Annotated in this window: 19 protein-coding genes and 1 tRNA gene; 11 read left to right on the plus strand and 9 right to left on the minus strand. The window is 44.9% G+C overall.

Annotation, left to right across the window (positions count from 1 at the left end; all coding sequences use genetic code 11):
* Window positions 1–222 precede the first annotated feature (222 nt).
* From BWX39_RS03260 to rsmA, 8 genes are all read right to left on the minus strand, one after another.
* Window positions 223–1,521, minus strand: a complete 1,299-nt coding sequence (locus tag BWX39_RS03260) for a DNA recombination protein RmuC (protein WP_076123213.1) — start codon at window positions 1,519–1,521, stop codon at window positions 223–225.
* A gap of 11 nt (window positions 1,522–1,532) precedes the next feature.
* Window positions 1,533–4,013, minus strand: a complete 2,481-nt coding sequence (locus BWX39_RS03265) for a bifunctional UDP-N-acetylmuramoyl-tripeptide:D-alanyl-D-alanine ligase/alanine racemase (protein WP_028904935.1) — start codon at window positions 4,011–4,013, stop codon at window positions 1,533–1,535.
* 140 nt (window positions 4,014–4,153) lie between these two features.
* Window positions 4,154–4,582, minus strand: a complete 429-nt coding sequence (locus BWX39_RS03270) for a Fur family transcriptional regulator (RefSeq protein ID WP_028904934.1) — start codon at window positions 4,580–4,582, stop codon at window positions 4,154–4,156.
* The gene (locus BWX39_RS03275) at window positions 4,579–5,394 is read right to left on the minus strand and encodes a GSCFA domain-containing protein (RefSeq protein ID WP_028904933.1); all 816 of its coding nucleotides are present in this window, start codon (window positions 5,392–5,394) and stop codon (window positions 4,579–4,581) included. Before BWX39_RS03275 ends, BWX39_RS03270 begins: the two co-directional genes overlap by 4 nt.
* A 482-nt stretch (window positions 5,395–5,876) precedes the next feature.
* The gene (gene rsgA / locus BWX39_RS03280; protein WP_028904932.1) at window positions 5,877–6,821 is read right to left on the minus strand and encodes a ribosome small subunit-dependent GTPase A; all 945 of its coding nucleotides are present in this window, start codon (window positions 6,819–6,821) and stop codon (window positions 5,877–5,879) included.
* A 56-nt stretch (window positions 6,822–6,877) separates the two neighbouring features.
* Entirely contained in the window at window positions 6,878–7,438 is a 561-nt protein-coding gene (frr, locus tag BWX39_RS03285; protein ID WP_014708810.1) for a ribosome recycling factor, read from the minus strand.
* Between the two features lie 76 nt (window positions 7,439–7,514).
* Window positions 7,515–7,991 carry a GAF domain-containing protein gene (locus BWX39_RS03290; RefSeq protein WP_028904931.1) on the minus strand — a complete coding sequence of 159 codons (477 nt, stop codon included), beginning with the start codon at window positions 7,989–7,991 and terminating at the stop codon, window positions 7,515–7,517.
* A 15-nt stretch (window positions 7,992–8,006) separates the two neighbouring features.
* Window positions 8,007–8,807, minus strand: coding sequence for a 16S rRNA (adenine(1518)-N(6)/adenine(1519)-N(6))-dimethyltransferase RsmA (gene rsmA / locus BWX39_RS03295; RefSeq protein WP_028904930.1), 801 nt, complete (start codon window positions 8,805–8,807; stop codon window positions 8,007–8,009).
* A gap of 77 nt (window positions 8,808–8,884) precedes the next feature.
* Between rsmA and BWX39_RS03300 the strand changes: the two genes are divergently transcribed.
* The 4 genes from BWX39_RS03300 (at window position 8,885) to BWX39_RS03315 (ending at window position 14,668) form a co-directional block, all read left to right on the plus strand.
* Window positions 8,885–9,898 carry a lysylphosphatidylglycerol synthase transmembrane domain-containing protein gene (locus BWX39_RS03300; protein WP_028904929.1) on the plus strand — a complete coding sequence of 338 codons (1,014 nt, stop codon included), beginning with the start codon at window positions 8,885–8,887 and terminating at the stop codon, window positions 9,896–9,898.
* Between the two features lie 50 nt (window positions 9,899–9,948).
* Window positions 9,949–11,403, plus strand: coding sequence for an aminoacyl-histidine dipeptidase (locus tag BWX39_RS03305; RefSeq protein ID WP_028904928.1), 1,455 nt, complete (start codon window positions 9,949–9,951; stop codon window positions 11,401–11,403).
* A 250-nt stretch (window positions 11,404–11,653) separates the two neighbouring features.
* On the plus strand, window positions 11,654–12,580 hold the full coding sequence (locus BWX39_RS03310; protein ID WP_028904927.1) for a magnesium transporter CorA family protein: 927 nt from the start codon (window positions 11,654–11,656) through the stop codon (window positions 12,578–12,580).
* 207 nt (window positions 12,581–12,787) lie between these two features.
* Complete coding sequence (locus BWX39_RS03315; protein WP_028904926.1) at window positions 12,788–14,668, plus strand: DUF349 domain-containing protein; 1,881 nt, start codon at window positions 12,788–12,790, stop codon at window positions 14,666–14,668.
* A gap of 424 nt (window positions 14,669–15,092) precedes the next feature.
* Here BWX39_RS03315 and BWX39_RS03320 read toward each other — a convergent pair.
* Window positions 15,093–15,163: transfer RNA gene (locus tag BWX39_RS03320), tRNA-Gln, on the minus strand.
* 293 nt (window positions 15,164–15,456) lie between these two features.
* Between BWX39_RS03320 and BWX39_RS03325 the strand changes: the two genes are divergently transcribed.
* The 7 genes from BWX39_RS03325 to BWX39_RS12100 all read left to right on the plus strand — a co-directional run bounded on the left by BWX39_RS03325 (window position 15,457) and on the right by BWX39_RS12100 (window position 22,864).
* Window positions 15,457–15,690, plus strand: a complete 234-nt coding sequence (locus BWX39_RS03325) for a hypothetical protein (protein ID WP_028904925.1) — start codon at window positions 15,457–15,459, stop codon at window positions 15,688–15,690.
* Entirely contained in the window at window positions 15,683–16,114 is a 432-nt protein-coding gene (locus BWX39_RS03330) for a DUF2335 domain-containing protein (protein ID WP_028904924.1), read from the plus strand. Before BWX39_RS03325 ends, BWX39_RS03330 begins: the two co-directional genes overlap by 8 nt.
* 226 nt (window positions 16,115–16,340) lie before the next feature.
* Window positions 16,341–16,700: a ribosome silencing factor gene (gene rsfS, locus BWX39_RS03335; RefSeq protein WP_014708801.1), complete on the plus strand. Its 360-nt coding sequence runs from the start codon at window positions 16,341–16,343 to the stop codon at window positions 16,698–16,700.
* Between the two features lie 51 nt (window positions 16,701–16,751).
* A complete protein-coding gene (ftsH, locus tag BWX39_RS03340; RefSeq protein WP_028904923.1) occupies window positions 16,752–18,827 on the plus strand; it encodes an ATP-dependent zinc metalloprotease FtsH in 2,076 nt (691 codons plus the stop codon).
* Complete coding sequence (locus BWX39_RS03345; protein ID WP_028904922.1) at window positions 18,824–19,687, plus strand: phosphatidate cytidylyltransferase; 864 nt, start codon at window positions 18,824–18,826, stop codon at window positions 19,685–19,687. The genes ftsH and BWX39_RS03345 overlap by 4 nt, the downstream gene beginning before the upstream one ends.
* A 438-nt stretch (window positions 19,688–20,125) precedes the next feature.
* Complete coding sequence (locus tag BWX39_RS03350) at window positions 20,126–22,477, plus strand: TonB-dependent receptor (protein WP_028904921.1); 2,352 nt, start codon at window positions 20,126–20,128, stop codon at window positions 22,475–22,477.
* A gap of 132 nt (window positions 22,478–22,609) precedes the next feature.
* Entirely contained in the window at window positions 22,610–22,864 is a 255-nt protein-coding gene (locus tag BWX39_RS12100; RefSeq protein ID WP_147285771.1) for a hypothetical protein, read from the plus strand.

The raw sequence follows: 22,864 nt of genomic DNA on the forward strand, positions 1-22,864 counted from the left end.
ACGTTGGTAATGAGATTGTTACACAATAGTATTGTTTGTGAAAAATATTTACGGTTTTGTAGTCTTGTTTTCAGCCATACAATAAGGATTGAAGGAGAAGTAACGCAGGGGGCAATTTGTATAAAATAAAGGCTGACTCCGTTTCTGAAGTCAGCCTTTATGCTTTATGGTGTTCATTAAATCCACGAGGTGCTGCTACTGCTATATATAAATAAGGTGTAGCTATAAGCCTTCGGGGAGTTCTTTCTTAGGCGTTATGCCCAACGACTTCATATTTTCGAGGCGGCGGACAATGTTTCCCTTGCCTTCGCTAAGCTGCAAATGGGCTTTCTCGTAGTCGCTTTGAAGTCGCTGTATGCCAGTTCCGATTTTCAAGAAAGTCTCGCCAAACGAAACAAACTTATCGTAAAGGTCGTTCGACGCATGCAAGATTTCGTCTACATTCTTATTCATACGATAGTTCTGCCACATCGTACGGGTGAGCTGCAAAGCCATCAAGAGGTTGCTCGGGCTCAACAAGATGATGTGTTTGCGGTAGGCGTACTGCAGAATAGAGGGGTCTGTCTTAATTGCTGCTGCGTATCCACTTTCGTAAGGAATGAACATAAGCACATAGCCAATGCAGTTTGGTACTATCGTTTCGTAGTTCTTAGCCGACAGTTCATCTACGTGCTTCTTTATAGACTTGATGTGCTCTTTCAGGAACAGCTCCTGTTCTGTTGCATCGGTAGCGTTTACGGCAGCCTGATAAGCTGTCAGCGAAACCTTCGCGTCGATAACAGCGTGCTCGCCGCCTGGCAAATCAATTACTGCATCGGGGCGGAAGCTGTTTCCTTTTGCATCTTGATAGTTTCGTTGCAGGAAGAATTGTTCGTTCTTTGTCAGTCCGCAACTTTCCAAAGTGGTTTCCAATATCATCTCGCCCCAATCGCCCTGCATCTTCGTGTCGCCTTTCAGTGCCTGTGTCAGCGATGCTGCATCGTTGCCAATGCGCTCGGTTTGCTGGCGCAACTCCTTTATGGCACGTTCGTTATCTTCACGAATGCTTTTCACGGTTGAGGTTTGAACTTCCTGCAACAGTTTTATCGTTTCTTCAAATCTTGTTTTTATTTCGGTTTTGTTGCTTGCTCCCTCTTTTGTTGCAGCCGTTACGTTCTGGTTGAACGCCTCTATGCGCTCGTGCAGCGGCTTCAGAAGTGCGTCTAACCGTTCTTTATCGGCAGCGTTCAGGTGCTCTCTGCTTTCCGAAAGCATTTGCGCAGCCATTGTGCGCATCTCTTCTTGCATCAGTTTTTTGCTGGTTTCCATCTGCTTCTGCATTTCGCTGAGCAGTTTCTGGCTGTGCTCACGCTCGGCATTTACGCTGTCGGCAGCATTTTTCTGTGCTGTTTCCAACTGGCTTTTCGCAACGCCAAGGTCGGCAGACAGCTTCTGTGCGGTAGTGGCAACTTGGCTTCGTGTCCACAGAAAGACGAGAAGCGCACCGAGAAATAAACCTAAAAAGAAATAAAGAAATACCATTTCGCTTGTATTTAATCTTGAAAATAAACTCTTTTTACACGGTTGCTGACCGTTGTCAGTACCTCGTATGGAATGGTTCCCATCGCATCGCTCAATACCGTTACGGGCAAATGGTCGCCAAATATTTCAACGCTGTCGCCTTCTTCACAATCTATTCCCGTTACATCTATCAATGCCACGTCCATGCAGATGTTGCCCATATAGTAGGCTCGCTTGCCATTGACGAGGCAATAGCAGTTGCGGTTGCCCAGTTTGCGGTTCAATCCGTCGGCATATCCAATCGGTATGGCTGCTATGACGCTGTCTTTTTCGATGATGCCACGGCGAGAATAGCCCACGGTTTCGCCTGCTGGAACATTCCGAAGCTGCAATATGATGGTTTTAAGTGTCGATACGTTGCTCATAACAGCATTGTCGCGCGGGTTGATACCATAGAGTCCGAGTCCTAATCGGCACATATCCAGCTGACGTTCGGGGAAGTGTTCAATGCCTGCCGAGTTGTCCATGTGGCGCAAGATGCGATGACTGAAAGCCGCCTGCAACTTCTTGCTGCCCTCATTGAACAGCGCAAACTGTGCAGCAGAGAACGAATCGAAGTCGTTACTGTCTGAACCAACGAAGTGAGAGAACACCGAACGTGGTATCAACGCATTCTGATGGTGCAGCTTTTCTATGAGATGGTCGAGGTCGGTGCGAGGATTGAAACCCAAACGGTGCATTCCCGTGTCGAGTTTTATATGCACAGGGTACCCCGTAATGCCTTCTTTCTCCGCTGCTTTAATCAGTGCGTCCAACAGACGGAAGCTATAAACCTCTGGTTCAAGCTCGTAATCGAAAAGCGTTTTGAACGAACTCATCTCTGGGTTCATTATCATAATATTGCCCGTAATGCCGTTTCGGCGCAGTGTGGCACCTTCGTCAGCCACCGCAACAGCAAGATAATCGACACGATGGTCCTCCAAAGTCTTGGCTATCTCTACTGCCCCAGCTCCATAGGCATCGGCTTTTATCATACAAACAAGCTTCGTTTCGGGCTTTAAGAAGGAGCGGTACCAGTTCAGATTGTCTACTACGGCATTCAGATTCACTTCCAATACGGTTTCGTGCACCTTCTTTACCAACAGTTCGGTAAGCTTATCGAAACCGAAAGAGCGTGCTCCTTTGAGCAAGATAACTTCGTCGTGCAAGGATTTAAACACTTTGCTGCCGATGAAATCGGCTATGTTATCAAAGAAGAACTTTGTTTCCAAGCCTTCAAAAGCCTGCTGCTGTCGTCCAAGTGCGGTGCCAATGCCGATAAACTTCTTTACACCACGCTTCTTTATCAATGCTGCCACGTCGGCATAAAGCTGCTGTTCGGTTTCGCCACTTTGATAAATGTCGCTCAAGATAAGTGTGCGCTCGCGGCGGTTCTGGTCGGGACGGCGGTTCATAAAGTCGAGTGCGATGTCGAGCGAGTTTATATCGGAGTTGTAAGAGTCGTTGATGAGCGTGCAGCCGTGTTGCCCTTCTTTCACTTCAAGGCGCATTGCGACAGGCTCAAGCGTTGCCATACGCTGCGCCAGCACATCGGGCAGAATGCCAAAATGCAGTGCAACCACAGCGCAGGTGATGCAGTTGCTGACACTTGCCTCGTCGATGAAAGGCAAAGTAAAGCTGCCGTGTGTAGCGTCTTGCCATATATAAAAGACGGTCGATACCGTGTCGCTCTTCTCTATACGGTCTACAAAGAAGGCGGCAGTGGTGTCGTGTTCCGACCACGCAAGCAGTTTTCCATCGTAATGAGCCGCTGAAATGCACTTCGCTGCTATCTCATCGTCGAGCTGATAGACCAAGGCTTGCGTGCCTTTGAACAGCAACAGCTTCTCGTTACACTTCTCTTCCAACGATGAGAAGTTCTCTTGATGAGCAGCACCTAAACTCGTCAGCACACCCACCGTAGGCTGAATAATATCGTGTAACGCCTGCATTTCGCCTACTTTGCTGATGCCTGCCTCGATTAAACCGATTTGCGAACTTTCGTTCAGCAGCCAAACCGACAGCGGAACGCCTATCTGCGAGTTGTAGCTCTTGGGCGAACGTGTTACATTCTTGTCGTATGCAAGTAGTTGCGACAGCCATTCCTTCACCATAGTCTTGCCGTTCGACCCTGTAATACCTACGATGGGAATGTCGAATGCCTTGCGGTGGCAGGTTGTCAGTTGCTGAAGAGCAGCGAGCGTGTTGCCCACTTTCAGGAAGTTTGCGTGTGTATAAAGTGTAGAAAAGTTGTCGGGAACGCTCTCAACCACGAAGTTGCGCACGCCTCGACGATACAATTCGGGAATGTAATGATGCCCATCGTTGCGGTCGGACTTCAGTGCGAAGAACAGTGTTTCTTCGGGAAAGCAGAGCGAACGGCTGTCCGTCAGTAGGAAACTGATGCTTGCAGCAGTATCACCATATCGTTCTGCGTTTATGAATTGTGTTATTTTTTCTATTGAATAGCTCATTGTTGAAATATTAACAGAAAGCTGACAAGCCGCTATGAAATGTACAAAATCGGTTGCTTTCTATAATTTACAGAATACAAAGATACTGCAAAAACGAGGCTGCCGTATAGCTTTGACTTTCTTTTTCACCTTTTTTATCCTTATCGTTTCTGTTTTGCTGCACATTCGGGGCATATCCCTTTCAGCATAAAATTCACGTTGGAGAGTTTGTAACCTTCGGGCAGATGAATTTCGGGAATATCCACTTCGGGCAGACAAGTGGTGCGTTGGCACTGTTCGCAGTAGAAGTGGGCGTGCATATCGCGGTCGGTTTCGTAGTCGTCGCTCATGCAAAGCTCGTAGCGCACAATGTCGTTGCCGTCTTCTACCTGATGCACCACGTGCTGATTGCTGAAAAGTGTGAGCGTTCGGAATATGCTCGACTTGTCGATGGTTTGCAGTTCTGTTTCCAATTCCTTCATCGAAACAGGTCCATTGTATCGAGAAATAGCCTCTGCAATCAATATTCTGTTGGCAGTAGGCTTTACGTTGTGTTTTGTAAGATGCTCTAAAATCTGCTCTAAGTTCATTGGCTTTCTATTATTAGTCCGTTGTATTTTTGCGACAATAGCTTTGCCCGCTCCATTGTTTGTGCCATAAATTCCTTGTACTCGATGCCCTCTGGGTTGAAAGGACGGTGGGCAAGGGCTTCTTTCACAGGCTTCCACTCGCGCAGAAACTCTTTGGCTGAGGCTGAGAAATACACATCTACAAGGCGTTCCCAGATATATTCCACAGCCTGCTCGTTGGGGTGCAGCATATCGGCTTTGTAGAAACGATAGTCGCGAAGTTCGTCGTTCACAATCTCGTAAGCAGGAAAATAAGCCACATTGCCGTCGGTATAGTCGGCCATTGCTTCGTGAACGGCTAAGAGCAGCGTGGCTTTAGAGAGCTGGCTCTCGTGGTAGCCATACTTCGCATAGCGTATCGGGCTGACCGTGAATATTACTTTCACATTGCGGTTGCGCTCTCGCAGCAGTTCTATGGCACGGCACAGATAGTCTTTGCAGGCAGCTATGCTGAGTTCCTGCTCGTCGAAAAGTCGTTGCGGACGCTTGTTGCAGTTGTCTACAATCTCTCCTGTTGCCTTCTCAATGTAGACGTGGTTGGTGCCCAAAGTAATGAAGACGGTGTCGAAAACCTCGCTTCTTCGTTCTACCGTGTGCAGTATCGAAGCTGGGTTGTACATCACACCGAACGGATTAACAAGGGTTCGGAATTTCCAATCTATAAATTTCTCGCCGATATTGCTTGCGAAACACGAGCCAACGAACAATACACGTTCGCACGGCATTATCTCGAAACTCGGTTTCGGCACATTGACTATCGTTCTAAACTCCATATTTACAAAGGTACTGCTTTTTGTTCAGAAGCACAAAAAGTTTAGAAATGTTTTTCGTAATCTTCTGTTGGAAAGGTGGATTGAATGTGTAAGGGAGTGGTTTATCACGTTTTTCCACCCACGAAAAAGCAGCGCAGATATGAGGAAAATCATAAATCAAACGCCTATATTAAACCTTTGATTTTGTAAAGATAATTCGGAGGGAAAATGATAATTTCGATTTGACGTTGCGAAAGCGTATGTTTTGCAATGCAAAAGAGCCGCTTTTACCGTGCAAAACCTACGCTTTTAGAATGCAAAACAATAGGTTTCATAACACACTGACAGCGAGTTGGTTACGCAATAGATATGCTTGTGAAAAATATTTACACTTTTATAATGTTTTTTCGCCTATATAATAAAGGTATATAGGAGAAGTTGGGCGGTGGATAAAAGGGCTGTTTCTATGCAGAAAGGCGAAACGATATGCCTGTCTTTCTTATTTAAAATGCCTCACGGTATTTGTTTTCGTCCTTGTCTTCGAGCATAGAAAGGTAGCTGTTGTAGCGACTTTCGGCAATGTAATGCTCTTCCAAGGCTTTGAGAACGGCGCAGCCAGGTTCGTGTGTATGGGTGCAGTTGTTGAACCGACACGTTTCGGAGAACTTGAAAATTTCGCGGAAGTAACTTGTGAGTTCTTCCTTGTCGATATCGAAAGTGCCAAATCCTTTAATGCCCGGTGTGTCTATGATGTAGCCTCCGTAGGGCAATTGCAGCATTTCGCTGAATGTCGTGGTGTGCATTCCTGTGTTGTGCGAGTCGGAAATTTCTGCAGTACGCAGGTTGGCGTCGGGCAGCAAACCGTTGATAATGGTAGATTTGCCAACGCCACTATTGCCGCTCAGCAGTGTTACCTTGTCTTTGAGTAGAGGGTGCAGCTGTTCGATACTTCTTTCTGCTGGGGCATCGTCGGTGGCTTGCAGCGTTACACACTTGTAGCCAATGCTTTCGTACAAGTGGATAGCGGCATCTTGGTATCGCCGTTCGTCGTCGTCGAGCAAGTCGTATTTGTTGAAAACCAAGACAACGGGCACACGGTAGGCTTCGGCACTTGCAAGAAAGCGGTCGATGAACGTAGTGGAAGTTTCGGGATAGTTCACCGTAACCACGAGAAAAGCCTGGTCGAGATTGGCTGCTATGATGTGGCTTTGCTTGGAAAGATTGGGCGACTTGCGGATAATATAGTTCTTTCGGTCTTCAATCTCCGAAATAAAGGCGGTTCCTTCTTGGTTGATGATAAGGTGCACGTAGTCGCCCACTGCCACCGGATTGGTGGAGCGGATACCCTTTAAGCGGAAATTGCCCTTTATTTTGCTTTCAATAGTTCGTCCGTCGTCGGTTCTTACGGTGTACCAACTACCTGTATTCTTTATTACTAAGCCACGCATTATAATACAACAAACCCTTTATTTGCCTGCGATGAGGCAAATAAAGGGTAATGTTTTTATACTGTCATAATTTCTTTTTCCTTGTCGGCGAGAAGCGCATCAATCTTCTTGATGTACTTGTCGTGTATCTTCTGTAAGTCTTCCTCTGCGTCTTTCTCCAAGTCTTCTGAAAGTCCGTCCTTGATAGCCTTCTTCAGTTTGTCTTTAATATCTGAACGGGCGTTGCGCACTTCCACCTTTGTGCGTTCGCCAATCTTGTTGCTTTGCTTCACAAGGTCGCGACGACGCTCTTCGGTTGGCTGTGGAAGATTGAGGCGGATAAGCTCTCCGTTGTTCTCTGGGGTAATGCCCACGTCAGAGTCCATAATGGCTTTTTCAATATCGCGGATAGCCTTTTTGTCCCACGGCTTGATAGCAATGGTGCGAGGGTCGGGCACTGTTACGGTTGCAACTTGGTTGAGTGGCACCATCGACCCGTATGAACTTACTCGTATTCCATCGAGAATTGCTACGTTGGCACGTCCTGCACGAATGCGTTGCAACTGCTCGTCGAGATACATAGCAGCCATTTCCATACGCTCTTCGGCCTCGTTTAATGTTTCTTTAACGTCTATCATAAGTATGCGTATTAATTGTTTCTAAATACAAATTTAGGGATTTATTCGTAACTGTGCAAAGTTTATAGGCTTTTTTCTATCGGTTTGCGTAGATTTCAGCTGCTAAAATGCGCATAGCTTGCTCTAAGTATTGAGCATCAATGTCGTCGAAGGCATTCAGCTGTGTGCTGTCAATGTCGAGCACGCCAACCGTTTCGCCCTCCTTATTATATATAGGTACCACGATTTCCGAACGAGAAAGCGAGCTACAGGCTATGTGTCCGGCAAACTGTTCTACGTCTGGAACAACGAGCGTGCGACGTTCTGCGAAGGCTGTTCCGCAGACGCCCTTTCCCACAGGAATGTTGTAACAGGCGGGAGTGCCTTGGAAAGGACCCAACTGCAACGTGTTTTCCTTGTTCAGAAAGTAGAAACCTGTCCAGAAAAAGGCGTCAAATGTGTGGTGAATGGCTGCCGAAACGTTTGCCAAGACGCCAACCTTGTTGTCTGCTTCGCCTTCTATGAGGGCGGCAATTTGCTTTAATAATAGTTCGTATGTTTCTTTTTTATTCATTGGTTCTTTATTTGTTTATGCGTTTATGGCTGTCATTTCGGCTTCTACCATATTGGTTAGTTCTACGAATTGTGCAATCGTCAGCTGTTCGGGGCGTTTTGTCATTACTTCCTGCTCGTAGAAACCTTCGCGCGGTTTGGCTGGGAACATCTGGCGCAGGCTTACTCGCAGCATCTTGCGGCGTTGGTTGAATACTGTCTTTACCAAACGCTTGAAAAGCTTTTCGTCGCAATCGAGTTTGCTGACGTTGTTGCGTGTCATTCTGATAACGGCACTCTTTACCTTTGGAGGCGGATTGAAGACGTCCTCATCAACTGTAAACAAGTATTCCACATCGTACCACGCTTGGATTAATATCGAAAGAATGCCATACGTTTTGTTGCCAGGTTGCGCTGCCATACGCAAGGCAACTTCGCGCTGTATCATACCCGTACAACAGGGAATGAGGTCTTTGTAGTCGAGCATCTTGAAGAATATCTGCGACGAAATATCGTAGGGGTAGTTGCCTGTAAGAACAAACTGCCTGCCGCCGAATACGTCTTCGAGTTGCATACGCAGAAAGTCTTCACCCAAGATGTTTTCCCGTAGGGTTGGGAACCTCTCGTATAGGTACGCCACGCTCTCTGTGTCTATTTCCACAGCTTTCACTTCTCGGGGCTTTTCCACAAGGTATTGGGTGAGCACTCCCATGCCCGGCCCTATTTCTAAAACTGGTATATCGGGGCAAGCGTCCACAGTGTCGGCAATGCGCTTTGCTATATTCAGGTCGGTTAGAAAGTGCTGTCCGAGGTTCTTTTTGGGCTTTACTAATTTCATAAATTTTCTTTATTTGGCTACAAAGTTAGAAAATTTATTTTGTTTTTAAAAGCATTTATAGTATCTTTGCTTTCAGAATGGGAACGAAGAAGTTGCTCTATAATATCGTTAAAATTGTGCTACCTCTTATTTTGGGCGGTGGCATTCTTTATTGGATGTATCGTGGCTTCGACTTCGTGCAGATGCGTAAGGTGGTGATGAACGAAATGGATTGGACGTGGATGTTACTGTCTATGCCGTTCGGAATACTTGCGCAGACCTTTCGAGGTTGGCGTTGGAAGCAGGTATTGGAACCTATGGGCGAGCAAACACGCAATTCTGTGTGCGTCAATTCCATTTTCCTTTCCTATGCTGTCAGCCTTGTGATACCTCGTGTTGGCGAGTTTGCACGCTGTGGCGTGCTGAACCGTTACGATAAAGTGTCGTTTCCGAAAGCTTTGGGAACAGTTGTTACCGAGCGAGCAGTGGACACTGTCATCGTGTTGTTGATTACAGCAGTTGCCATTCTATCGCAGATAAAAGTGTTTACAAACTTTTTCTTCAGGACAGGAACGAGTGTAGACAACATCTTCAATAAGTTTTCAGCAACTGGTTGGGTCGTTACGGGCATTTGTGCATTGGCTGTTGTAATCTTGCTCTACATCATTCGCCGCCATATACCTATATATAAGAAAGTGAAAGATGCGCTGGCGGGAATTTGGCAAGGCGTTATTTCAGTGAAAGACGTAAAGAACATTCCACTATTCGTATTTTACAGCGTGGCTATATGGGGCAGCTACTTCCTTCACTTCTACTTAACGTTCTTCTGTTTTCAAGAAACAAGCTGGCTGGGTGTAACTTGTGCGTTGGTGTGCTTCGTTGTTGGCTCGATAGCAGTTATTGTTCCAACGCCAAATGGTGCAGGACCGTGGCATTTTGCAGTGAAGACAATGCTTATACTCTACGGTGTTGTCGATGTAAGGGCACTCTATTTCGTGCTAATCGTGCATACGCTGCAAACGCTGTTGGTGATTTTGCTTGGCATCTACGCTTGGATAGCCTTGGCATTCACGCACAAGGAAGCGTTGAAAACAAGCAATGTTGATAATTAAGAAACAGATATAAAACAAACATATACTAACCCTTTAAAATAAACAAAACTATGAGTGAAATTAGAAATCTCAGCCCAGAGCTTCTTTGGCGTAACTTTGACGATTTGACACAAATACCACGTCCAACTGGACACATGGAAAAAGTGCAGGCTTTCTTGCTCGATTTCGCAAAGAAAGTTGGGGTTGAAGCATTTGTAGACCCAGCTGGTAATATTGTAATGCGCAAGCCAGCTACTCCAGGTTACGAAAACCGTAAAGGCGTTATACTTCAGGCTCACATGGATATGGTACCACAGAAGAGCCCTGACAGCAACCATAACTTTGAAACAGACCCTATCGAAACTCACATTACCGATGGTTGGGTGTATGCAAACAATACGACACTCGGTGCTGATAACGGTGCTGGCGTTGCTGCGATTATGGGTGTTATGGAAGACAAGAGTTTGAAACACGGACCTATCGAAGGACTTATTACAAGGGACGAAGAGACGGGTATGTTCGGTGCAAACGACCTTCCTGCAGGCGAATTGCAAGGCGATATACTGCTGAACTTAGACTCTGAAACATGGGGCAAGTTCGTTATCGGCTCGGCTGGCGGTGTTGATATAGACTCAACGTTGAAGTATAAGGAAGTTGCCAACGACCAAGAAACAGCTGTTAAGGTTACATTGAAGGGCTTCCGTGGTGGCCACTCTGGTCTTGAAATACACGAAGGACGTGCTAACGCAAACAAGGAAATGGTACGTTTCGTTCGCAATGCTATGGCTGAACTCGGTGCTCGCTTAGCTGTATGGCAAGGTGGCAATATGCGCAATGCTATTCCTTTCAAGGCAGAAGTTGTACTTGCACTGGCTAAAGACAAAGTTGCAGCACTCAAAGAAATGGTGGAAGCACAGCGTCAATTGATTGAAAGCGAGTTTAAAACGATTGAAAGCAACGTTGAATTCTTTGTTGAAGATGCTGAAAAGCCTGCTGCGCTTGTTCCTGCAGAAATTCAAGACAACATCATCAACGCTATCTATGCAGTCCACAATGGCGTTTTGCGTATGATTCCTGCTTATCCTGACGTTGTTGAAACTTCTTCTAACCTTGCCATAGTAAACATTGATGCAAACAATACTCACTTTAAAATCCTTGTTCGTTCTGCTCGTGAAGATATGAGAGAATATCTTGCAACACAGATTAAGAGTTGCTTCGACTTGGCTGGTATGAAGACAGAGCTCAGTGCAAGATACAATGGTTGGGACCCAAATCCAAACAGCGAAATCTTGAACTTGTTGGAGAAGGTATATAAAGAACAAACTGGCGAAGATGTAATTGTACAGGCAGACCATGCTGGACTCGAATGTTCAATTATTCTTGGCAAGTATCCACACCTCGACGTTGTTAGTCTTGGCCCGACTATTCGCAGCCCACACACAGCAACAGAACGTTTCAAGATAGACACCGCACAGCCTTTCTGGGACTTGTTGGTGAAGGTTTTGGAAGAAATTCCTGCTAAATAAAGAAAATTTTTCTGCTAAATAAGGCAGTAAACCACTGCTTCTTATAACACAACAAATCCGTTACTCAAGTTAAAAACTTTGTGTTTTACTTGTGCTAACGGATTTTTTTGTCTACTTTTGCAAGCGTAAAACCAATATTTTAATTTATAATGGACGATTACCTTTCGAATATTTTAAACGAATAACGTGAGGATAGCAGCCTGATAGATGCTAATCCCCACCATAACTAAACTAATTGGAGATTAGCAAAATGAAGACATATTGGAATATTAGCGGAAAGCTGAATACGATAAAGGAATGGCAACCTAACTGCTGGATACAGGTTACTTGCCCTACCGAGCAAGAACAACAGGAATTAGAAGAAACTTATAATATCCCCGATTATTTTATTTCGGACATTAGCGATACCGACGAGCGTGCACGTTACGAGTACGACGACGGTTGGATGCTCATTATCTTGCGTATTCCCTACGTAAAGGAAATACGTTCCCGCACACCTTACACGACAGTGCCTTTGGGTATTATCCACAAGCGCGACGTAACTATAACGGTGTGCAACTTCGAGACCAATATGATGCTCGACTTTGTTTCGTTCCAGCAAAAGCGTGGAGAAGGCTTCACCGACTATGTGGATATGATATTCCGACTTTTCCTTTGCTCTGCCGTTTGGTACTTGAAGCGATTGAAACAGATAAGCACCCTTATCGACAAAGCGAAGCACAACCTTGACCAAGAGGTGAACAATGAAAGTCTTATCGGCTTGAGCCGCTTGCAAGATTCGCTCACTTACTTTGTTACATCTATTCGTGGCAACGAGAATTTGTTGGCTAAACTGAAGTTTAAACTACAGGTCGATGAATTGGACGCCGACCTAATCGAAGACGTAAACATCGAGATGAGCCAGGCACGCGAAACTGCGAGCATCTACACCGACATTCTCGAATCAACAATGGATACCTATTCGAGCATCATCAACAACAACATGAACACAGTGATGCGTACGCTTACATCGGTTTCTATTATTATGATGTTCCCCACGCTCATCGCTTCGCTTTTCGGAATGAACCTCATAAATGGTATGGAAGCTTCAAAGTGGGGATTTGTAATTGCACTCATTATTTCTGTTTTCGTATCGGGACTGACGTGGTGGATACTGCGCCACAAACGCTTAATATAGCGCAAACAGTGTCAATATAGCACGAAAACAAGCAAAACAAATATAATTTTTAAATCTAAGCATAAAAAAGAAAGTATAAATTTAGGTGGTTTAAAACTTTTTATCTAAGTTTGCACTTTAATAGATAGTATTGCGCTTGCGGCTATTATATAAGGTGGCTGGGGCGCAAAATCAATGAAAAAACTCGAATCATAAACTAACAGTGAAATGATGGACTCTCAAGAGAATGCCCTTAATCAGGGAACAGAAGAAGTAAAGCAGTCTGAAACGACTGCAGAACAAACCGTAAACGAAGCCGAAACAACAGCAGAAACTGCACAGGAAACGGTAACAGCGGCAGCTGACAACCAACAATTAAGGGAAGAAGACACCCTCGCAAACAAAGTCTATAACTCTAAAAAGGAGATTGTAGAACGCATTAAGACAATTGCCGACAGCGAGGAAACTCCAGAGAAAGCAGAAATAGACCATCTGAAGACGTCGTTCTATCGACTTCATGTTGCTGAGCGCGAAGCGCAGCAAAAGGCTTATCTCGAAGCAGGTGGCGAGCCAGAGAAGTATCAGGTGATGCCCGATGAAGAGGAAGAAGCGTTCAAAGCAGCAATGGCTGTTATCAAGGAGAAACGTCAAAAAGCATTCTTGGAACAGGAAGACCTTAAGCAAGAGAACCTGAAGAAGAAGGAAGCCATTATTGAAAAGATAAAAACGATGGCTACAACACCAGAGGAAGCAAACAGTAACTTCCAGGAGTTTAAGGTGTTGCAGCAAGAATGGAAAACCATAAAGCCCGTTCCAGCCGAAAAGGTTAACGAATTGTGGCGCAACTACCAACTATATGTTGAGCAGTATTACGACTTACTGAACCTCAACCGCGAAGCTCGCGAATACGATTTCAAGAAGAATCTTGAGAAGAAAACACAACTTTGCGAAGCTGCAGAGAAGCTTGCAGACGAGTCGGACGTTATCAGTGCTTTCCACCAACTGCAAGATTTGCACCAAGAATATCGCGAAACAGGTCCTGTTGAAAAGGAACTTCGCGAGCAAGTATGGCAGCGTTTCAAGGCAGCCAGCACCGTAATCAATAAGCGTCATCAGCAGCATTTTGAAGAAATACGTGCTGAAGAAGAAGAAAATCTTGTAAAGAAGACTGCACTTTGCGAGAAGATTGAGGACATCGTAAAGCAGGAACGCAAGAACACAAGCGACTGGGACAGCCAGTCAAAAGAAATCATAGCTTTGCAGCAAGAGTGGAAAACCATCGGTTTTACACCTCAGAAGATGAACACTAAAATATTTGAACGCTTCCGTGCTGCATGCGATGAGTTCTTCACGAAGAAGGGCGAATACTTCAAAGAACTGAAAGAAAAGTACGCCGAAAACGCAAAGCGCAAGCAAGAACTTGTAGAAAAGGCGCAGGCATTGAAAGATTCTACCGATTGGAAGAAGACTTCAGACAAGCTCATTGCCCTTCAGAAGGAATGGAAAACCATCGGAATGGTGCCAAAACGATTGGGCGACCAACTCTGGGAAGACTTCCTTGCAGCGTGCAACCACTTCTTTGAAGCCCGCAACGCAGTGCATGCTGACGAGCGTAACGAGGAACGCGAGAACCTTGCAAAGAAGAACGAGATTATAGAAAAGCTCAAACAACTTGCCGAAGGTGCAGTAGAGAACCTGCAGGAAGAAATGCGCAAGCTCACCGATGAGTTCAACTCGATAGGCCACGTGCCATTCAAAGAGAAGGACAAGATGTTCAAAGAGTATCACGAGACACTCGACAAGCTCTACAAAACATTAAACATCAAGGCTTCTCGTCGCCGTATGGACAACTTCCGCAACAACTTGAAGAAGGTTGCACAGCGTGGCGAAAACGCTATCGACAACGAACGCGGACGCCTTATGCGTCGCTTCGAGCAGCTGAAGCAGGAAATAAACACTTACGAAAACAACCTCGGCTTCCTCAATATCAGCAGCAAGAAGGGTAATAGCCTTATCGACGATATGAACCGCCGTGTGCAGAAGTTGAAAGACGAATTGGCAGAAACAAGGCAAAAGATAAAGACTATCGACGCTGAAAAGAAAGATTAAACCTTTCGTTCGCATATAAATAAAAAGGCACTCCTATATAGGGAGTGCCTTTTTGTTTGGTTATAACAGCTTGTCTGCTTAGTTTTATTTTGATAAAGCAACGAGTTTAATGGAAGCTTAGTCAGGGAATTGATTTTCTTTTTCTTGCTTATGACAAGAGCAGAAAAACGCCCTTGTTTTGTAAAGATTATTTGTAGGAAAAATAGTAATTTCGATTTGACGTTGCGAAAGCGGCTCTTTTGCAAGGTAAAACAGCCGCTTTTACCGTGCAAAACCTACGCTTTTGCTTTGTAAAACAATAGGTTTTGCAAAGTGTTGATAACGAAGAGGTTACGCGATAGATTTGCTGGCGAAAAATGTTTACACATTTATGGTCTATCGAAAAAAGCCAAACAGCTGAATTGCTATTTGGCTTTTTGTTGTGTTGGGATACTCGGACTCGAACCAAGAATAACAGGACCAGAATCTGTTGTGTTACCATTACACCATATCCCAATATGTTTGCATCTCTTTCAGATTTGCGGTTGCAAAGTTACTACTTTTTTAGTGAAGTGCAAAAATTATCCGAACTTTTTTTCAAATTCTTGTTTTCTGCGGGTATGAAATCCTTTTTACGGTTACGTTGTCTTCCTATTGCAAGTTCTCTTGTCTTATTTTGTCAGTCTTGTCTTATTTTCTGAAAGTCTGTAAAATAATGAATAGAACCTAATTGGTATAATCAAATTTAATGTTAAATATTTGCAGATATGATAAGTTTGGTGTAAATTTGCAAAAAATAGGAAGAGAAAATGTGCATAGCTAAGGAAATATTTGATTTTGCGCTGAAAGGTGTGAAAACATTTCGTCAAGCTTCTTTAGGAAACTTCAACGAAGAGTCTGAAGAGGTTAAGCACCTAAAGGAAGAGATTATGAATAACTCTTCCAGTACTTCCACAGACCGTCAGAATCTTCGTAGCGACCAACGTGCTATCTATGGAGATGTTCGCAAAACTTACAATAAAATAGTAATAGACAATGTCTAAACATTCAATTAGTACACGAGAAACACATGTAGGTGTAGGCGATGCCATAGGAAAGCAGGTAGAACAGACGGTTTCAGTAGATGATCTTTCGCTGCCTACGGCACAGGAGTTGAAAGCCTATCAGGAAATCAATCCAAATATTGTAACGTTTCTTCTTGAAACTTCTAAAAAAGAGCAGGAGCATCGTCACAAGACGGAAAATAAGAAAATAGATATTATCCGTTATTCTGAGCATAAGAATGGCAGAATGAATTGGTGGGGTATGTTTTTTGCCTTCCTTTCACTTGTAGCCTTGGTAGGTCTTTCTGCCTTAGCTTTATATCTTGACCATGAATGGTTTGCTGGTATTTTTGGTTTTAGCGCAGTTGTTAGCATTATTACTGTCTTCGTGAATGCAGGAAAAGATAATGAGTTAAAGAAATAATCCTCTTCAAATGTTGAGTAACAAAGGTTTGATAGCATCTTCCTGTCAAATCCTTGCTACTGAAATTATTATTTGTGCCTTTGCTATTGATAAAACAACAATAATAGTTCTGTCCAACGAATATCGTGTTCTGCGATTATTTTAAATTCGCAAAATAAAACAAATTTATTTTGTCCTTCAACGCATTTGCAGTATCTTTGTACCTTAATAAAACAAAGTATTTTTAATGAACGCAGAAAAGAAATTAGTAGAAACAATTGTAGAAGGAATACAAGAGAAGAAAGGACATGGCATAGTTATTGCAGATTTATCAAAGATTGATGGTACTATCTGTAAATATTTCGTGATATGCCATGGCAATTCTCCGCAACAAGTGGAAGCCATTGCAGGGTCGGTAAGCGACTATGTTCGCGAATGTCACGGAGAAAAACCTATCAACTGTGTCGGACTCGGCACCAATCAATGGGTGGCAATAGACTACGCCGATGTGCTTGTGCACGTCTTTATTCCGGAAACAAGAGAGTATTACGACCTCGAACATCTGTGGGAAGATGCTGCATTAACGCAAATCGCTGACTTAGACTAAGACTGTTGCCACGTAGTAAACAGTTTTATTTATCTTTATCAAATGAATTAAATGGACAATCAGAATCCAAACAACAAGCCAAAAATGCCAAAGTTCAATATGAACTGGTTGTATATTATGGCACTTATTTTTGCTGTACTCTTCTTCTCGTCGAGGGGTATGGAAAGTATGTTTTCAGCAGGCGAAAGCACTAAAAAGGAATATACCACTTTTGTAAACTACATTAATAAGGGGTATGCCACACGTGTTGTAATCAACAAGAAGGAAAGCACGCTCCGTATGTATGTCAGTCCCGACCACGTGCGCGATATATTCAAGAAAGGCGTAGACCAAGTTGGAAAGTCGCCTTATATCACGGTGGAAATTGGTTCGATAGACAATCTCGAAACCTTCTTGAATGCTGCTATCAAGCAAAAGAAGATTTCGGGTTACAGCTATGAGAATAAGGACGAACACGGTTTTACCAATGTGATTATCGGATTGTTGCCTTGGATTCTTCTCATTGGCTTCTACTTCTATTTAATGAGACGTATGAACGGCGGCGCAGGCAGTGGCGGCGGTGTGTTCAGCGTAGGCAAATCGAAAGCCAAGATATACGAAAAGGGCGGCGAAATAGGCGTTACCTTTAAAGATGTAGCGGGTCAGGAAGGCGCAAAGCAAGAAGTACAAGAGATTGTAGAGTTCTTGAAAAACCCTAAGAAATATACCGAGCTGGGTGGTAAGATACCAAAGGGCGCATTGCTTGTGGGTCCTCCGGGAACGGGTAAGACGTTGCTGGCAAAGGCTGTAGCGGGCGAAGCGGGTGCTCCGTTCTTCTCTATGAGTGGTTCCGACTTTGTTGAGATGTTCGTGGGTGTAGGTGCAAGCCGTGTTCGCGATGCGTTCCGACAAGCCAAAGAGAAAGCACCGTCTATTATATTCATCGACGAAATTGATGCAGTGGGCCGTGCTCGCTCGAAGAATCCATCTATGGGAGGCAACGACGAACGCGAGAATACGCTGAATGCGCTGCTCACAGAGATGGACGGATTCGGTACAAACAGCGGCGTTATCGTATTGGCAGCCACCAACCGTGTAGATATGCTCGACAAGGCACTGCTCCGTGCAGGACGTTTCGACCGACAAATCCACGTTGATTTGCCCGACTTGCCAGAACGTAAAGCCATCTTCCAAGTGCATTTGCGCCCATTGAAGTTGGAGAAAAATCTCGATATAGACCTTCTTGCACGCCAGACTCCAGGCTTCTCTGGTGCTGATATTGCCAACGTGTGTAACGAGGCTGCGCTGATAGCGGCTCGCCACAACAAAGAAGCAGTAGGCAGACAGGATTTCTTAGATGCGGTAGACCGTATCATTGGTGGTTTGGAGAAGAAGACAAAGATACTTACGGCAGGCGAAAAGCGCACCATAGCCCTTCACGAAGCTGGGCACGCCACCATCAGTTGGTTCTGCGAACACGCCAATCCGTTGGTGAAAGTGAGCATTGTACCACGTGGTCAGGCACTCGGTGCTGCGTGGTATCTGCCCGAGGAACGCCCTATTACGACCAAAGAGCAGATGCTCGACGAGATGTGCTCGCTGCTTGGTGGACGTGCGGCAGAAGAACTCTTCACCGGACACATATCAACAGGAGCGATGAACGACCTTGAGCGTGCCACAAAGAGTGCATTCGGAATGATAGCCTACGCAGGTATGGGCGATAAGCTGCCAAACATCTGCTACTACAATAACGACCCCGGATTCCAGAAACCCTATTCGGAAACGACTGGAAAAATCATTGACGAGGAGGTTCTGAAGATGGTGAACGAGCAGTACGACCGTGCGAAAGCGATATTGACAGAGCACAGCGAGGGGCACGCCAAACTGGCACAGCTGCTTATTGAGCGTGAAGTGATAATGGCAGAGGACGTGGAAGAGATTTTCGGCAAACGTCCGTGGGTAAGCCGTACATTGGAATTGATGGAGGCTGAAGAGAATGCAAAGTTGTCGCTCGATGCCATGCCCGATAGCGTGAAGCAAGCACAGGCAGAACACGAAGCAGCTGTCAGACAGGCAGAAGTGAACGATGAAGCAAATGTTGAGATCACCGAAGAAGATGTTGAAACTAAAAACAATAGAGCACAATGACAGACAAGCAGAAGAACCTCGTTACACGTGCCATTACAGGCGTACTCTTTGTGGGTTTTATGGTGGCAGGGTTTATGGCACCGCACTACATGATAGTGCTTTTTGCCCTCATCACAGGTATGACTTTGTGGGAGTACACAGGGCTGGTATCGCAAATCGAAGGCGTCAGCGTAAATCGTTTCATATCTGTTGTCGCAGGTGTCTACTTCTTTGTAGCACTGGCAGGATTGCGGTTGGGATACGTGAAAGACTTCAGCGTGTTTGTTCCTTACATTCTTACAATTGTCTATCTCATCATTGCCGAGCTGTATTTGAAGAACGAAAACCCAATAAACAATTGGGCGTACACCATGTTAGGGCAGATGTATATCGCGTTGCCCTTCTCCATGATTAACGTTCTGGCTTTCCAGCACGATGCGAACGGCAATATAATGGCTGATATGCTTTTGCCTTTAAGCATCTTCATCTTCCTGTGGACAAACGATACGGGAGCCTATTGTTCGGGTTCGCTCTTTGGCAAGCACAAGCTCTTTCCACGCATCAGTCCTGCAAAGAGCTGGGAAGGTAGCATTGGCGGTGGCATTTTTGTCATTGCCGTGGCTGTATTGATAGGCTATCTCACCGAGAATCCATCAGCACCAAATGCGCTCACTATTCCTCAATGGATCGGACTTGGCATAGTTGTGGCAGTCTTCGGCACTTGGGGCGACCTCGTTGAAAGTCTGTTTAAACGCACGCTTGGCATAAAGGACAGCGGGAACATACTTCCCGGACACGGCGGAATGCTCGACCGTTTCGACTCTGCGCTTATGGCCATTCCTGCCGCAGTGGTTTATCTTTATGCGCTCACGCTGATTTAAATAAGATATAGTTAGCATACACTTGTAAAGCTGAAAAGGAGCAAAGCAACGAATAATGGTTGCTTTGCTCCTTTTTTATTTGCAGTTTTTGCTTTGAAAGTCAGTATTATAATTCATTGTATATGGTATGATAATGAATTATCATACCGATGTTAATCAATTATCATACCGATAACAATGTATTATCATACTGATGACAATCAATTATCATATTGATGATAATGTATTATTATACAGATAAATCGAAAGAAGCTTTCAGCTTCTTTTGCTATTCTTGAGGTACAACGTTCTGTTAAAATCCTAAATTTTAGGTATTGTGTGAGTAAGTGAATGGTGGTACCTTTGCATTCTAAAAAACATATTATCAATAAAAGGCTGAACACTAATAGAAGGTTCACAATACTTTAGTATAAGAAATTAACAATTAAAAGAACAAAAATGAAACAGAAGTACATAAAAGCCCTCAATGGGTTTAAACTAATAATGGTTATCGTATTGGCACTGTTACCAATGGCAGCAAGTGCAAACGAGGAGTTGAAAACAAATGCAAACGTAGTGGGACACATAACTGACAAAGCCACTGGCGAACCAATACCACACGTGGCAGTGCAGGTGTTGGGTACGATGATAGTCAGCGTTACCAATGCGGAGGGGTATTACCATCTGGAAGACTTGCCACTTGGCAAGCAAACAATAGAGGCTCGTGCCACGGGATACCACGCTGAAAGGCAGACGATTGAAGTGGAGAAGAGCGCAAGGCTGACAACAGATTTTGTATTGAAGACTGATGAAATATCGTTGGACGAAGTTGTGGTATCGTCAAATCGCAGCATATCGTTGCGACGCAACGCACCAACGTTGGTGAACGTGATAGATACGCGCACGTTCAACATCACCAATTCCATGTGTCTGGCACAAGGTCTGAACTTTCAGCCCGGTGTGCGCACCGAAGACAATTGCGCCAACTGTGGTTTCTCGCAAGTGCGTATAAACGGGTTGGACGGGCATTATTCGCAGATACTTATCGATTCTCGTCCCGTGTTTTCAGCCTTGCAGGGCGTTTACGGCTTAGAGCAGATACCTGCCAATATGATAGAGCGGGTAGAAGTAGTGCGAGGTGGAGGCTCGGCATTGTATGGCTCATCGGCAATAGGTGGAACCATCAACATCATTACGAAAGAACCATTGAGCAATTACGCTGAGTTGGCGCATACGTTCACGGCTTACGAAGGAGGAAAGACATTCGATAACAACACCACTGTAAACACTTCCATTGTGTCGAGCAACAATAAAGCCGGTTTTTCGGTTTATGGGCAGAGCCATAATCGTGGCGGTTACGACAGAGACCAAGACGGCTTTACCGACCTTCCAAAGCTAATCAATAAAACCATTGGTATGGGTGCTTTCCTGCGATTGAACAACTATTCCAAGCTGAAACTGCAATACCACGCTTTGAACGAATATCGTCGTGGTGGCAACAACCTGCACCTGCCTGTACACGAATCGAATATTGCAGAAAAACTCGACCATAATATCAATGGCGGTTCGCTGAGTTACGACCTCTTCACTCCTAACGGTTTGAACCATCTTACGGCTTATGCTTCGTTTCAAACCGTATCGCGCGATAGCTATTATGGTGGTGCAGGCGACGGTTCGGAAGAAAGCAAGGCAGAGGCTTTGAAGGCTTACAGCAAAACCCACGACACGAACTTAATGGGAGGAATGCAGTTTGTTCACAACTTCGGGCGTTTGCTTTTTATGCCTGCCGACCTTACTTTGGGTGCTGAATATACCTACGATGCACTGAAAGACCACGCACTCGGCTACGATGTCATTACCCGACAAACCGTGCGGACTGGTAGCTTGTTCCTGCAAAACGAATGGAAGAACGAACATTGGGGCATACTCTTGGGTGGTCGTTTCGACAAGCACAATCTCATCAACCACCTTATTTTCAGTCCGCGAGTGAATCTGCGCTTCAACGCAACTCGCAACGTTCATTTGCGTTTAACCTATGCAGGCGGATTCCGTGCACCACAAACATTCGACGAAGACTTGCATACGAGTATGGCAGGCGGCGAGCGAATAAAGACCTATTTGGCGAAAGACTTGAAGGAAGAACGCTCTAACAGCTTGAGTTTATCAGCCGATATGTATTACAACTTTGGCAATGTGCAGACCAACTTCTTGGTAGAAGCCTTCTATACACACCTGAACAATGTGTTTGCACAGCGTGTATTGAAGGAACGCGACGAGAACGGCATTCGCATTCTCGAACGTTTCAATGCCCATCAGGCAACAGTCTGGGGTATGAATGCAGAGGGAAAGGCTGTATTCTCTAAGTGGTTCTCTTTGCAAAGCGGACTCACAGTGCAGCGCAGCGAATACAAAGACGCTGTGGAATGGGACGAAGACGCGCCTGCCGAAAAGAAGTTTTTGCGTACACCGAACGTATATGGATACTTCACGATGCAGTCATCACCCGTTAAGCGTTTGTCCATTGCCCTTTCAGGCAACTATAATGGACGTATGCTCGTAGGGCATGCAGCAGGTTCAGGCGTAGAAAAGCCTGTGGCAGTGCGCACGCCATCGTTCTTCACATTGAGTTTAAAAGCAAGTTACGACTTCGATATTTACAAGCAAGTAAAGGCGCAGCTCAATGCGGGCATACAGAATATAGGTAATGTTTACCAGCGCGATTTAGACAAAGGCTGGAACCGCGACGCTTCCTATATCTATGGTCCGTCGCTCCCACGCTGTTTCTATGTAGGGTTGAAACTGACATATTAAGAAACTCGATTCCGCTAACGGGTGAATTAATATAATTCAACATTTTTTCTCTATTTCTTGCATTTGTCAAAAAAAAGATTTACATTTGCAAGTGATAGTCTAATAAATGTCAATTATTTAAGCCCGAATACGATGAAACCATTAGCGGAAAGCATTTTGGCAAGCCATTATACAACGCACCGAGACAATGGTGTAGGTCTGCTTTATGCGTCCGCTATTCGCTGTTCTCGTCTGTTCAAAGACGTCCGTTTGAGAATCTTGAACACTTCTGTACCATTGGTACATCTTGCATTCTCAATCGAAAAAACTTACGAATGCCCTGCCTGTATCTCCGACAAAAGGAGGTTCAGGCGGGGCATTCTGCATTTTTCAACTCCGCTGACTTAA

The organism is Prevotella intermedia ATCC 25611 = DSM 20706, assembly GCF_001953955.1.
In the GTDB taxonomy this organism is placed as follows: domain Bacteria; phylum Bacteroidota; class Bacteroidia; order Bacteroidales; family Bacteroidaceae; genus Prevotella; species Prevotella intermedia.

Excerpts from the sequence above, each read along its gene's own strand:
- BWX39_RS03260 (WP_076123213.1), bottom strand. The coding sequence starts at position 1,521 with ATGGTATTTCTTTATTTCTTTTTAGGTTTATTTCTCGGTGCGCTTCTC.
- BWX39_RS03265 (WP_028904935.1), bottom strand. The coding sequence starts at position 4,013 with ATGAGCTATTCAATAGAAAAAATAACACAATTCATAAACGCAGAACGA.
- BWX39_RS03270 (WP_028904934.1), bottom strand. The coding sequence starts at position 4,582 with ATGAACTTAGAGCAGATTTTAGAGCATCTTACAAAACACAACGTAAAG.
- BWX39_RS03275 (WP_028904933.1), bottom strand. The coding sequence starts at position 5,394 with ATGGAGTTTAGAACGATAGTCAATGTGCCGAAACCGAGTTTCGAGATA.
- rsgA (WP_028904932.1), bottom strand. The coding sequence starts at position 6,821 with ATGCGTGGCTTAGTAATAAAGAATACAGGTAGTTGGTACACCGTAAGA.
- frr (WP_014708810.1), bottom strand. The coding sequence starts at position 7,438 with ATGATAGACGTTAAAGAAACATTAAACGAGGCCGAAGAGCGTATGGAA.
- BWX39_RS03290 (WP_028904931.1), bottom strand. The coding sequence starts at position 7,991 with ATGAATAAAAAAGAAACATACGAACTATTATTAAAGCAAATTGCCGCC.
- rsmA (WP_028904930.1), bottom strand. The coding sequence starts at position 8,807 with ATGAAATTAGTAAAGCCCAAAAAGAACCTCGGACAGCACTTTCTAACC.
- BWX39_RS03300 (WP_028904929.1), top strand. The coding sequence starts at position 8,885 with ATGGGAACGAAGAAGTTGCTCTATAATATCGTTAAAATTGTGCTACCT.
- BWX39_RS03305 (WP_028904928.1), top strand. The coding sequence starts at position 9,949 with ATGAGTGAAATTAGAAATCTCAGCCCAGAGCTTCTTTGGCGTAACTTT.
- BWX39_RS03310 (WP_028904927.1), top strand. The coding sequence starts at position 11,654 with ATGAAGACATATTGGAATATTAGCGGAAAGCTGAATACGATAAAGGAA.
- BWX39_RS03315 (WP_028904926.1), top strand. The coding sequence starts at position 12,788 with ATGATGGACTCTCAAGAGAATGCCCTTAATCAGGGAACAGAAGAAGTA.
- BWX39_RS03325 (WP_028904925.1), top strand. The coding sequence starts at position 15,457 with ATGTGCATAGCTAAGGAAATATTTGATTTTGCGCTGAAAGGTGTGAAA.
- BWX39_RS03330 (WP_028904924.1), top strand. The coding sequence starts at position 15,683 with ATGTCTAAACATTCAATTAGTACACGAGAAACACATGTAGGTGTAGGC.
- rsfS (WP_014708801.1), top strand. The coding sequence starts at position 16,341 with ATGAACGCAGAAAAGAAATTAGTAGAAACAATTGTAGAAGGAATACAA.
- ftsH (WP_028904923.1), top strand. The coding sequence starts at position 16,752 with ATGGACAATCAGAATCCAAACAACAAGCCAAAAATGCCAAAGTTCAAT.
- BWX39_RS03345 (WP_028904922.1), top strand. The coding sequence starts at position 18,824 with ATGACAGACAAGCAGAAGAACCTCGTTACACGTGCCATTACAGGCGTA.
- BWX39_RS03350 (WP_028904921.1), top strand. The coding sequence starts at position 20,126 with ATGAAACAGAAGTACATAAAAGCCCTCAATGGGTTTAAACTAATAATG.
- BWX39_RS12100 (WP_147285771.1), top strand. The coding sequence starts at position 22,610 with ATGAAACCATTAGCGGAAAGCATTTTGGCAAGCCATTATACAACGCAC.